Annotated in this window: 9 protein-coding genes; 6 read left to right on the plus strand and 3 right to left on the minus strand. The window is 59.4% G+C overall.

Annotated features, from left to right (window positions below; all coding sequences use genetic code 11):
• The first annotated feature begins 121 nt into the window (after nucleotides 1-121).
• Nucleotides 122-265, plus strand: a complete 144-nt coding sequence (locus AB4O41_RS03125) for a hypothetical protein (RefSeq protein WP_460146157.1) — start codon at nucleotides 122-124, stop codon at nucleotides 263-265.
• 141 nt (nucleotides 266-406) lie between these two features.
• Here AB4O41_RS03125 and AB4O41_RS03130 read toward each other — a convergent pair whose 3' ends face one another.
• The gene (locus AB4O41_RS03130) at nucleotides 407-1,387 is read right to left on the minus strand and encodes a LysR substrate-binding domain-containing protein (protein ID WP_460146158.1); all 981 of its coding nucleotides are present in this window, start codon (nucleotides 1,385-1,387) and stop codon (nucleotides 407-409) included.
• Nucleotides 1,388-1,472: 85 nt separating this feature from the next.
• Nucleotides 1,473-1,913 carry a carboxymuconolactone decarboxylase family protein gene (locus AB4O41_RS03135; RefSeq protein ID WP_460146159.1) on the minus strand — a complete coding sequence of 147 codons (441 nt, stop codon included), beginning with the start codon at nucleotides 1,911-1,913 and terminating at the stop codon, nucleotides 1,473-1,475.
• Nucleotides 1,914-2,119: 206 nt separating this feature from the next.
• Here AB4O41_RS03135 and pdxR point away from each other — a divergent pair, with 206 nt between their 5' ends.
• The 3 genes from pdxR to AB4O41_RS03150 all read left to right on the plus strand — a co-directional run bounded on the left by pdxR (nucleotide 2,120) and on the right by AB4O41_RS03150 (nucleotide 4,613).
• Nucleotides 2,120-3,553: a MocR-like pyridoxine biosynthesis transcription factor PdxR gene (gene pdxR, locus AB4O41_RS03140; protein WP_460146161.1), complete on the plus strand. Its 1,434-nt coding sequence runs from the start codon at nucleotides 2,120-2,122 to the stop codon at nucleotides 3,551-3,553.
• Between the two features lie 123 nt (nucleotides 3,554-3,676).
• Entirely contained in the window at nucleotides 3,677-3,970 is a 294-nt protein-coding gene (locus AB4O41_RS03145) for an antibiotic biosynthesis monooxygenase family protein (RefSeq protein ID WP_460146162.1), read from the plus strand.
• Nucleotides 3,971-4,193: 223 nt separating this feature from the next.
• The gene (locus tag AB4O41_RS03150; protein ID WP_460146164.1) at nucleotides 4,194-4,613 is read left to right on the plus strand and encodes a cupin domain-containing protein; all 420 of its coding nucleotides are present in this window, start codon (nucleotides 4,194-4,196) and stop codon (nucleotides 4,611-4,613) included.
• 197 nt (nucleotides 4,614-4,810) lie between these two features.
• Here the strand turns inward: AB4O41_RS03150 and AB4O41_RS03155 are convergent, their stop codons facing one another.
• The gene (locus AB4O41_RS03155; protein ID WP_460146165.1) at nucleotides 4,811-9,718 is read right to left on the minus strand and encodes an NAD-glutamate dehydrogenase; all 4,908 of its coding nucleotides are present in this window, start codon (nucleotides 9,716-9,718) and stop codon (nucleotides 4,811-4,813) included.
• A 504-nt stretch (nucleotides 9,719-10,222) separates the two neighbouring features.
• On the opposite strand from AB4O41_RS03155, the gene AB4O41_RS03160 reads away from it, so the two are divergent.
• Nucleotides 10,223-10,576: a hypothetical protein gene (locus AB4O41_RS03160; RefSeq protein WP_460146166.1), complete on the plus strand. Its 354-nt coding sequence runs from the start codon at nucleotides 10,223-10,225 to the stop codon at nucleotides 10,574-10,576.
• A 287-nt stretch (nucleotides 10,577-10,863) separates the two neighbouring features.
• Nucleotides 10,864-11,823 (plus strand): AAA family ATPase, encoded by a 960-nt coding sequence (locus tag AB4O41_RS03165; RefSeq protein ID WP_460146168.1) that lies wholly within the window; start codon nucleotides 10,864-10,866, stop codon nucleotides 11,821-11,823.
• Nucleotides 11,824-11,826: the final 3 nt, after the last annotated feature.

Consider the following 11,826-nt stretch of genomic DNA (forward strand, 5'->3'; position numbering starts at 1 on the left):
GTAAAAAGCATACCAATCGACTATCCAGCTCCGGAGTCGTACACCGCCACTTGGACTTTCGACTTGAGCAACGATGTTATTGGCCGGACTGAAAGTCACCTTCGGAAATGAGGAAATTCCTATGAAAGGTTTGCTTCGCGCCGCTGGATTCAGCCTGATGGCGCTTTTCGCAAGTTGTGGTGTCGGTGCTCAGACACTGCACAGTCATGCGGCGCCTGCCTTCACCAGCACACCGGCCGATATCCAAGCGGATAGTCAAAATTGATCGTTCCCATGTTCCACGCAGAGCGTGGGGACGGGATTGCTCGTGAGGGCGACCTGTACCGTCGACATTGATGTCGAATGTGAGGGCCTCTTCGCGAGCAAGTCGGATCGCCACACCGCCGCTCCCACATTTGAACAGTGGCTACCCTTCAAACCACTCCCGCCGCTCGTTGAAGGTGTTGTGGATCAGTTCGACGATCCCTTGCACCTCGGCCTCATTCCGCGAGTCGGTATTGACCGCCATCCACACCTGGCGCTGCATCGGTTGCTTGAAAAGCCCGGGCAATGCCACTAGCGCCCGGTCGAATTGGCTCATGTAGTGCGGGAGCAAACCGATGCAGGCGCTGCAACGGATCATCTCCAGCATCAGCTCGTAGGAATGCAGCTGCACCATCCCCGCCAGGCGCTGCTCCACCAAACTGTTCCACGGGCCAAAAGCGGCGATGTGGCGGTCGTGCTGCCATTGCACCAGCATGAAATCGGCCAGGTCACCCAGGCTGTCCGGCCGCGCCGCAACCCGTGAATACCGTTTGGCGATGTGCGGCATATAGTCCAGCCGCGCGAGACGCTGGGGCTCACTGATAGCGAAACTGGGGCCTGGCAACGGCGAATCGGTGCCGGCCAGCCACACCACCACATCGGCACTGATCGCTCGCAGGGACAGTTCGCTGTCCAGGGAGATGATGTCCAGGCGCACACTGGCGTTGCGCCGCAGCAGCGAGACCAGATCACGGCCGAGGATGTCGTGCAGGATTGACTCCGCCACGGCCAAGCGAATCAAGGGTTGTTCGATCACTGGCAAGTCGCGTTCACGGGCCAGGGCAATCAACTGCGCCTGAAGCTGCAAGCCGTCACGACTGAGGGCAAAGCCATTGCCCGAATGGCTGAACAGCGAACACTGCAATTGCGCTTCAAGTTGCGCCAATTGTTTACGCAATTGAGTCGACTTGATGTTGAGGCTGCGGGCCGCTTGCATGAAACAGCCGCAACGGGCGCTGACCATGAACGACTGCACCAGCACTGGATCAATGCCGGCTACCCGCGAGTGCGGGGATTCGCGCTGTTCTACGGGCCAGCGGTACTCGGCCATCCCCTGGCGCGAGGTGGATTCCATGAATGACATTGATGACTCCCTGTCGATCTGTCCTTGAGCGTTTTATCCTGCTGACTGTTCATGAACCTGATATGACAATCGGGCAAAAACCGGATCAACCGCTGGGCGTTTGCCGAAAGCTCACCGCCAGGCGATTCCAGCTGTTGATGGTGCTGACGGCCATTGTCAGGTCAACCAGTTCACCTTCGCTGAACTGCTCCCGGGCCTGAGCGTAAACGTCATCCGGCACGTGGCTTTCCGAGAGCAAGGTCACCGCTTCGGTCCAGGCCAGGGCAGCGCGCTCCCGAGGGTTGAAGAAGTCGCTGTCGCGCCAGACCACGATCGCATACAGCCGTCGATCGCTCTCGCCGAAGCGGCGCGCGTCCACCGAGTGCATGTCGGTGCAGAAGGCGCAGCCATTGAGCTGCGAGGCGCGGATTTTGATCAGGTTCAACAAGGCCGGTTCAATGCTCAGGTCGCGGGTCAAGGCCTCCATGGCGATCATGGCTTTCATCGCTTTGGGCGATGCGCTGTAGTAATCCAGACGGGAGTTCATGGGGCGACCTCGTGGATCGGATAGATGACTCCAAGGGTAGAGTCTGATCCCTGGGCGTCACAGATCCAATTCGTCGATAAACCCATGGACCGCCCGGCAGCAGGCCAATCGCAGGTTTTTCGACCACGCAACTTCTGCGCAACCGTTCATGCGGGTAATCTGGCGCGACGCACAGTCGCCTCAACCGCCCCAGGAGCGCCGCCGGTATGGAACTTCATGTTGTCATCAACGGCCGCAAGGACCTGGCGGGCCAGTTGTACCGGCAACTGCGCGACGCCATTGAATCCGGCCGTCTGGCGGCCGGAGCGCAGCTGCCGCCCAGCCGCTTGCTGGCCGAACAACTGGGGATCTCACGCAAAACCATTTCCGACACGTATGCGCAACTCACCTACGAAAACTTCCTCACCGGGGTGATCGGCAAAGGCACTTACGTCAATGCCCGGGCAGCGAAAACCGTTCGCAAGCAGAGCCATTCGGAGCTGGCGAGCTTTGATGTCATCGAACGCTGGCGCAGCCTGCCGACATTCTTGCGCCACCCGACACTGGAAGGCTCGCTGCGTTACGAGTTCATCGGTGGCGCCACCAGCAAGGGTCAGTTTCCGCAGGACGATTGGCGCCGTTGCACTTCCCATGCCTTGCGCCAGATTGCCGGCTCCAAAGGTTTCTATAGCCTGCCCGAGGGCCTGCCGGCGCTGCGCAATGCCATCGCACGACACATTGCGTTTTCACGTGGGGTCAATTGTCAGGACGAAGACGTGGTGGTGTGCAACGGCGCGCAACAGGCGCTGGATCTGATTTCCCGGGTACTGACCCAACCGGGCAGCCTCGTCGCCATGGAAGACCCCGGTTACCCGCCGGCACGCCTGTTGTTCGGGAGCCATGGCGCGACGGTGGTCGGCGTGCCGGTGGACGCGCAAGGCATTCAGGTCGAGCACATTCCCGATGGCACCCGGCTGATTTACGTCACCCCGTCCCACCAGTTCCCTTTGGGTATGCCCATGAGCCAGCCCCGCCGAGAAGCCCTGCTCGCAAGGGCCTATGAGCTGGGGGCGATCATTATCGAAGACGATTACGACAGCGAATTCCGCTACGAAGGCCGGCCCACCGATTCGCTGCAAAGTCTGGATGAGCGCGGTATCGTCGCCTACGTCGGCACTTTCTCGAAAACCCTGTTGCCGGAGTTGCGACTGGGGTACGCAATTTTGCCGCCAGCGATTCTCGAAGCGGTGATCCGTGCCAAGCAGCTTACCGACCTGCATACCTCCACCCTGCCCCAATGGGCGCTCGCCAAGTTCATCGCCGAGGGTTGTCTACTCAAGCACATCCGGCGCTGCCATACGATTTATGCCGGGCGCCGTGAACGGATCCTGGCGCGTATGGCGGGTGACCTTTCGCCGTGGTTTGAAGCGGTCCCGACCACGGCCGGGTTCCACATGGCGGTGCTGTGTAAGGTGCCGGTCGATATTCCATTGGTGATCGAATTGGCAAAAAAAGTCGAAGTGGGACTCTATGCCCTGGACGGCTTTTTTTACCAGCAAGCGCCACGGGCCGGGCTTTTCCTGGGGTTCGGCGCAATCGAAACCCTGGATATCGACATCGCCCTGGACCGCTTAAGGGACATTTTGCAGCAGCTCGGCTGAGGGATTGGTCTGCGGCTTTATCTGGCGATTGGCTATTGGCGGTCTGGGGGTGCAGGCCTATCCTGATTGGGCGTTATCCCTCAATGAGCAGGATTCGTCCGGCCTGATTCAGGAGTGTGAGCAATGTCCAACGAAGTGATCAACATCGTAAAGGTGCAGGCTGCCGCCGGCCGCTCGGACGAACTGGGCAAGCAACTGCAAAAAATTGTCGACACCCTGCGCGAACTTCCGGGCTGTGACTCCTATATGGTCGACCGCTGCCCCGAGGACGACACCCGCTGGACGGTCAGCGCCCGCTGGCAATCGGAAGCGGCCATGCACTCGCATTTCAACTGCCCCGAAGTACAAGGCTTTATCGGCCTGATCGACAGCCGACTGGCTAATGCCGTCGACTTCAACAGCTTTCCAATCGTTTAAAACAAGATCAAAAGATCGCAGCGTTCCGCAGCTCACATTCGAATTGCGTACACCCGTGAAACATCGGATGGACGCACATTCTGTAGGAGCTGCGGAACGCTGCGATCTTTTGATCTTGATCTGCTTGATTGGTCCCCTCACCTTCCCGAAAATTGGCCGTTTGATTGCCCGATAGCGCGGCTTACTGTGGTCCCTGACGACTCACCCCCTCAGGTAATCAATCATGAACGCGCTTCGTTTTTTTGCTGCCCCTTTCGCCGCTCTGACGCTGAGCGTTTCAGCCCCGGCCTTCGCCCACGACACCGCAGCCCCTTCAGAAAAAGTCACCGTCCTGCAAGACCAGATGTTGAAAAATGCACCCGGTAAAAAAGCCTTGATGATCGAAGTCGATTACCAGCCAGGCCAATCGTCCATCGCCCATAAACATCAGGGCACGGCCATGGCCTATGTGCTTTCGGGGGAGATCATTTCGCAAGTCAAAGGTGAAAAAGCTATCACCTACAAGGCGGGCGAGTTCTGGTACGAACCGGCTGGCTCTGAACATCTGGTCTCGAAAAACGCCAGCTCCACCCAACCCGCCAAGCTGTTGGTGTTCATGGTGTTGGCCCCGGATGAGAAAGTGTTGATTCCTTTGGAAAATTGATCACCGAGGTGATGCTGACGGCCTCATCGCGGGCAAGCCCGCTCCCACAGGTATTGTGGGTGACTCAGGATTTGAGCACGACACGGACACTGTGGGAGCGGGCTTGCCCGCGATGAGGCCCGACCAGGCACTCCAAAACCTTCAGACAAAAAAAAGCCCCATCTCTTTCAAGACGGGGCTTTTTCATTCAACGCCTATCAGGCAGCCGGTTCCAGCTCGGTGCTGACAGCGGCAGTCGCAGTGGCAGGCACCACCGCTTGACCGCTCAACGCCAGGTCCAGCAGTTCGCGGTTGGCCACCGCGTACATGGCGTAGTCAGTGCCGCTGGCGGCACGGATTTCCACCAGCATGGCGCGCCAGCGTTCGATCATGCCTTCGTGCGCTTCCATCCACAGTGCCAAGCGCGTTTCCACGTCCTGGGTGCCGTCGCCCTGTTGCAGGACGGAGATGGTGATCGCACGTTGTTGCCAATCGACGTCATCACGGAACGCTTCACGGGCCAGGGCTTGCCAGTTGTTTTCAACCGGCAGAGCGCTGATCTGTTGCAGGTACCAGGTGATGTCCAGCGCGCTGCCCACGGCGAAGTAGGCCTTGGCCACGTCTGCTGCGTTCTGGCCGGTCACGTCCGAAGCTTCGATGATCGGCAGCAAGGTGTACAGATGAGTGGTGCCTGCAACCATGCGCGCCAGCAACTCAGGCACGCCAGCAGCGACGTAAGCCTGGTAGCGGGTCTGCCAGCCTTCGCGGGTCGGGCCTTCCAGCAGTTCGTCGAGCTTGAGGCCCAACGCCGCCAGGTGCGGACCGAAGTGTGCGACGTCACGGGCAGCATTCTGCTCATTGCGACGGCTGCGCAGGAACCAGCGCGTAGCGCGGCGGCCCAGACGCATCAGCTCATCCATCAGCTCCAGTTGCACATCAGCGGAGACCTGGTAGTCCAGGGCTTCGATCTGACGGAACCAGTGTGGGAGATGGAATATGTCACGCACGATCACATAAGCACCGGCCACGTTCGCCGGGCTCATGCCGGTCGACTCTTTGAGTCGCTGAACGAAGGTGATGCCCATGTGGTTGACCAGATCGTTGGCGATCTGGGTGCTGACGATTTCGCGCTTCAGACGGTGACGGCGCATGGCAACGGAGAACTTGCTCACCAGCGTCGGTGGGAAAGCGGTTTCCATGTCGCGCGTCAGATAATCGTCGTCCGGCACCAAGGAGTTGAGCAGCGCTTCCTTGAGGTCGATCTTGCTGTAAGAGATCAGCACCGACAGCTCGGCACGGGTCAGGCCATGGCCTTCCGCGAGTCGCTCGTTGATCGCCTCTTCAGCCGGCAGGAACTCGATGGCGCGATCCAGCTTGCCGCGGCCTTCCAGATCGTTCATCAGGCGCTTGTATTCAGCAATCCGCACGAAGGCACGGCGTGCCGCCAGGGACAGGGCCTGAGTCTGCTTGTAGTTGTTGCCAAGCACCAGGTTGCCGACTTCGTCAGTCATGCTCGCCAGCAACTGGTTACGTTGCTTGTCGGTCATGTCACCGGCGTGTACCACTTCGTTCAGCAGGATCTTGATGTTCACTTCGTGGTCGGAGCAGTCCACACCACCGGCGTTGTCGATGAAGTCGGTGTTGGAACCGCCGCCATTGAGGCCGAATTCGACACGACCCAGCTGAGTCATACCGAGGTTACCGCCCTCGCCTACGACTTTGCAGCGCAGTTCGTTGCCGTTCACGCGCAGTGCATCGTTGGCCTTGTCGCCGACATCGGCGTGGCTTTCGGTGCTGGCTTTCACGTACGTACCGATACCGCCGTTCCACAACAGATCCACCGGTGCCTTGAGCAAGGCATTCAGCAGTTCGGTTGGAGTCAGCTTGTCAGCCTGAATGTCGAAACGCTCTTTCATCTGCGGGGAAATCGCGATGCTTTTTGCGCTGCGCGAGAAGATCCCGCCGCCTTCGGACATGATGCTGGTGTCGTAATCCGACCACGCCGAACGCGGCAGATCGAACAGACGCTGGCGCTCGGCGAAGCTGTTGGCAGGCTCCGGGTTCGGGTCGATGAAGATGTGCAGGTGGTTGAAGGCAGCGACCAGTTGCAGCTTGTCGGACATCAGCAAGCCGTTACCGAACACGTCACCGGCCATGTCGCCGACGCCCACTACAGTGATGCTGTCTTCCTGAACATTGATGCCGCGCTCGCGGAAGTGGCGTTGTACGCCGACCCACGCGCCCTTGGCGGTAATGCCCATTTTCTTGTGGTCGTAACCGGCCGAGCCGCCGGACGCAAAGGCGTCGCCGAGCCAGAAGCCGTAGTCGATGGCGATACCGTTGGCGATGTCGGAGAAGGTCGCAGTGCCTTTGTCCGCCGCCACTACCAGGTACGGGTCATCGTCGTCATGACGCACGACGTTGGCCGGCGGTACCAGCGCGCCGTCTTTCAGGTTGTCGGTGATGTCCAACAGGCCCGAGATGAAGATGCGGTAGCAGGCGATGCCCTCGGCCGCGATCTCGTCACGGCTGCCGCCCAGTGGCAGGCGACGCGGCAGGAAGCCGCCCTTCGCACCCACCGGCACGATGACCGAGTTCTTCACTTGCTGGGCTTTTACCAGGCCCAGGACTTCGGTACGGAAGTCTTCTTCACGGTCGGACCAGCGCAGACCACCGCGAGCAACGTTGCCGAAGCGCAGGTGCACGCCTTCAACGCGAGGCGAGTAAACGAAGATTTCGAACTTCGGAACCGGCTTCGGCAGCTCTGGAATCTGGTGCGGGTTGAACTTGAAGCTGAAGTAGGACTTGTTCTGACCGTTGGCGTCGGTCTGGTAGAAGTTGGTCCGCAGGGTTGCTTTGATCAGGTCCAGGTAACGACGCAGGATGCGGTCTTCGTTCAGCACCTGAACATCGTCCAGTGCTGCCAGAATCGCGTGTTCCAGACGTTGTTGCTTGTCTTCCAGATCGTCGCCGGTCAGCTTGCGCGCCAGGTAGAAACGGGTCTTGAACAACCGGGTCAACTCGCGAGCGATGTCGGTGTGGTTGTTCAGGGTGCTGGCGATGTAACCCAGGTCGAAGCCCAGACGGATCTGCTTCATGTAACGGGCGTAAGCACGCAGCAGCGCCACATCGCGCCATGGCAGGCCGGCGGTCAGCACCAGGCGGTTGAATGCATCGTTCTCGGCATCGCCACGCACGATGTGGACGAAGGCGTCCTGCAAGGTGTCGTTGAGTTGCTGGATGTCGAGTTCCAGGCCTTCGGCGGCGGTGAACGCGAAATCGTGAATCCAGAATTCGCGGCCATTGTTGTGACGCAGGCGATACGGGAACTCACCCAGTACACGCAGGCCGAGGTTTTCCAGGATCGGCAACACGTCGGACAGTGCCAGCGGGGTATCGGCGTGATACAGCTTGCAGTGCAGCTCGCGCTGACCAGAGACCTGACCCAGTGGCTGATAGAAGCTCATCACCAGCGGATTGGATTCTTTCAGGCTCAGCAGGTGCTGCATGTCGACCACAGCCGAGTGGGCTGCGAAACGCTCGCGGTAACCGGCCGGGAAGCCTTTCGGGAAGTCGGCCAGCACGTTGGTGCCCTGGGCTTCGCCGAAGCTCTCGACCACCAGGCTCGCGTAGTCGTCCTGCCAGCTGCGGCAGGCCTGTACCACTTCTTTTTCCAGCAGAACCGGGTCGATGTCCAGACGGTTCTTCGGATCGACCCGCAGAATCAGTTGCACACGGGCCAGCACGGACTCGGAGAAGAAGGTCCAGAACTCGCAGTCCGAGGCTTTCAGGCGATCCATCAGCACTTGCTGGATCTTCTGGCGCACTTCGGTGGAGTAGATGTCGCGCGGCACGTAGGCCAGGCAGTAGCAGAAACGGCCGTACGGGTCTTTGCGCAGGAACACGCGGATCTTGTTACGTTCCTGGATCTGCACGATCGACATCACGGTGGTGAACAGCTCGTCCACCGGGGTCTGGAACAAGTCATCGCGCGGCAACACTTCCAGCACTTGGGCCAGTTCCTTGCCCAAGTGAGCCTTGGCCTGGAAGCCCGAACGCTGTTCGATGATCTCGACCTTGCGACGGATGTAAGGAATGACCCGCACGCTTTCGCCATACACCGAGGAGGTGTACAGGCCCATGAAGCGGCATTCTTTAACGACTTTGCCATTGGCATCGATCTGGCGGATCGACACGTAATCCGGGTACGCCGGACGGTGTACGCGGCTCGGGTGTGCAGCCTTGGCGAACGACAGTGGCGTTGGTTCACGCAGGTAATTGACGGCGTAGTCTTCGATGCGCAGATCATCGACGGTCAGGCCGGCGCGCAGCAGTTTGGTCAGGCCGAGGAACGAATTCTGGTCATATTCGATGTGACCGCCGTTCTGATCTTCGCCCACCACGAATTCTTCGTAGCCCAGGAAAGTGAAGTGGTTGCCCACCAGCCATTCCAGGAAGCTCTTGATTTCGGATTTTTCGTCGGCGTTGATGATGAACTGGCTGTTGTCGATGCCTTCGATCAGCTCCTGGACCTTGGCTTTCATCGGCTCGAAATCGGCGACCGCGACGCGGACTTCGCCGAGAACCTGCTCCAGCTCTTTGGTCAGGACATTCAGTTCGGCCGTATTGGCGCAACGGTCGATTTCCAGGTACATCAGCGATTCTTGCAGAATGCCTTCGCCCTGGGTGCCTTTCGGCAGAATTTCCAGCAGCTCGCCCTTGCTGCCGCGACGCACGCTCAGCACAGTGGTTTGCAGGGTATGAATGCTGTAGCCGCGACGGTTCAGCTCGGTACGCACCGAGTCCACCAGAAACGGCAGGTCGTGGTGCAGCACTTCGACCGCGGTGTGGGTCGACTGCCAGCCGTGGCGTTCGTAATCGGGGTTGTAGACGCGCACTTGCGGATGCGCGTGATCGAAGCGCTCAAGCAGGCGCCACGCAGAAAGGGTGCAGCCGGCGAGATCGGACAGCCGACGCTGGGTCAGCTCGTCCAGGGAAATAATGCCGAAAAATTGTTCGGCGAACAGCGCCACTTGTGGCAGTGCCTGTTCACTGATGTGCTGCGCCAGTGCCGCTTGCAGTTGGTGCTGGAAGTCGGCTTTGCTGGCTGCGGTGAAGAACGCCATCTGTGGTACTCCGCTTGGGCTTGTTATTGATGGAAGCGTCGCGTGCAAAACCCCTTTCGGGGCAATCCGTCACCCTGTTCCTGATTCTCGGGCAGAGGAAACAGAATGACAGGTGGATGAAGCTGGACGAGACACTCAGGTCACATTCACCTTCCATTGAATGGGCATCTGCAAAAACGACTGCGCGATCTATAGCGCAATGCCTTTACGGGTGCTCATCCGTAGCGCAGCTTAACGAGTGCAGCAAGGGCCGTGCTTGCAGCGCTGCGACATATTCGGTCATCGGCACGTAAACGGCGGTCCATGCCTCGAACAACACTAGCAGTCATGCGGAAAAATAGGCACTTTATGCCCGGCTTTACCGCACCCTCGTGCCAAAAATGACTGAGGACGCTCCGGATGTTCACGTCACATCTTCTGACACTCAGCCGAGCAGAAATTCCCCGGGGCTGGCAGAATTGCCTTTTGTTACGTTCACCACGCTCGCCGAGCCAGGATTTTCCCATGCAAATGACAACTGACCTCTTGATCGTCAACCCGTGCGACGAAGAAGAAGACAACTTGGCCATGCTCTGCTGCACCAGCGCCGACGGAGAAATGTTCCTGATGAGCCGCTTTCCGGACGAGGATGAGCTGGAGATCATCTTCCATGACAAGCCTTCGGCCCTCAACGGTGTGAAAGTCACCTTCAGCCCTGATCGCCTGCTGATCGAAATCGCCGCTGCGGACATCGATGTGCTCGATGGCGAAGATTCGCTGGAAATCCTGCACAGCACTGATGCGCAGGATTTGGCGGAAGTGGAAGAGACTTTGCAGAACATTCTCAAGGGGACTGGTACTTACATCAGCGAACTCTGATGGTGGCTGAACGGGCGCCTTCGCGGGCAAGCCTCGCTCCTACAGTACAAAGACTGCCGCGATAGGGTGTCCGACTCAAAACCTGTAGGAGCGAGGCTTGCCCGCGAAGGCGTCCAAAAGAACACCGCAATACCCCCCCCTACAAAATTCCAACAATTTTGCCCATCAATTCCCTCACTTTGCACAAAATGCCGTTAGTCGCCGCACCCTGCGATGGATTAAAGTAACGCCCCCAGCCCTGGCGTTATTCGAACGTCTTCGGTCACCCTTTCCAGGAACAGTCATCGATGGAACATCGTGAAGCGCTGCTCGCGCTGCGAACCTTTCTTTCAACGCAGATTCTCGGCCAGGAAAAACTCATCGAGCGCTTGCTCATCGCCTTGCTCGCCGACGGCCACATGCTGGTCGAGGGCGCCCCGGGGCTGGCCAAGACCAAAGCCATCAAAGAACTCGCCGAAGGCATCGAAGCACAGTTCCATCGCATCCAGTTCACCCCCGACCTGCTACCGGCCGACATCACCGGCACGGAAATCTATCGCCCGGAAACCGGTAGCTTCGTGTTCCAGCAAGGCCCGATTTTCCACAATCTGGTGCTGGCGGACGAAATCAACCGTGCCCCGGCCAAGGTCCAGTCGGCCCTGCTCGAAGCCATGGGCGAACGCCAGGTCAGCGTCGGACGCAGCACCTACGACCTGTCGCCGCTGTTTCTGGTCATGGCCACGCAAAACCCCATCGAGCAGGAAGGCACCTACCCGTTGCCCGAAGCCCAGCTCGACCGTTTCCTGATGCACGTTAAAATCGGCTTCCCTGACGCCGCCGTCGAGCGCCGGATTCTGCAACAGGCTCGCGGCGAAGCGCTGCACGGCGAAACCAAACCCGAGCGCCGGGTCAGCCAGCAGGCGATCTTCGCCGCGCGCAAGGAAATCCTCGGGTTGTACATGGCCGACGCCGTGGAGGAATACCTGGTGCAATTGGTCATGGCCACACGCACCCCGACCAAGTTCGACCCGGAAATGGCCGAATGGATCGCCTACGGCGCCAGCCCACGTGGCTCCATTGCCCTGGACCGTTGCGCCAGGGCCCACGCCTGGCTCGCCGGTCGCGACTTCGTCAGCCCGGAAGACATTCAGGCGGTGCTGTTCGATGTGTTGCGCCACCGCATCATTCTTTCCTTTGAAGCCGAAGCCGCTGGCATCGACCAGGACCGGGTGGTCCAGCGGATTCTCGACGTCGTAGCCGTCGCTTGACCC

It is taken from the genome of Pseudomonas sp. S2_A02 (assembly GCF_054668495.1).

Bases quoted from the DNA above. Each gene is read 5' to 3' on its own strand.
- AB4O41_RS03125 (WP_460146157.1), top strand. From the start codon at position 122: ATGAAAGGTTTGCTTCGCGCCGCTGGATTCAGCCTGATGGCGCTTTTC.
- AB4O41_RS03145 (WP_460146162.1), top strand. From the start codon at position 3,677: ATGTCCAACGAAGTGATCAACATCGTAAAGGTGCAGGCTGCCGCCGGC.
- AB4O41_RS03160 (WP_460146166.1), top strand. From the start codon at position 10,223: ATGCAAATGACAACTGACCTCTTGATCGTCAACCCGTGCGACGAAGAA.
- AB4O41_RS03165 (WP_460146168.1), top strand. From the start codon at position 10,864: ATGGAACATCGTGAAGCGCTGCTCGCGCTGCGAACCTTTCTTTCAACG.
- pdxR (WP_460146161.1), top strand. From the start codon at position 2,120: ATGGAACTTCATGTTGTCATCAACGGCCGCAAGGACCTGGCGGGCCAG.
- AB4O41_RS03130 (WP_460146158.1), bottom strand. From the start codon at position 1,387: ATGTCATTCATGGAATCCACCTCGCGCCAGGGGATGGCCGAGTACCGC.
- AB4O41_RS03135 (WP_460146159.1), bottom strand. From the start codon at position 1,913: ATGAACTCCCGTCTGGATTACTACAGCGCATCGCCCAAAGCGATGAAA.
- AB4O41_RS03150 (WP_460146164.1), top strand. From the start codon at position 4,194: ATGAACGCGCTTCGTTTTTTTGCTGCCCCTTTCGCCGCTCTGACGCTG.
- AB4O41_RS03155 (WP_460146165.1), bottom strand. From the start codon at position 9,718: ATGGCGTTCTTCACCGCAGCCAGCAAAGCCGACTTCCAGCACCAACTG.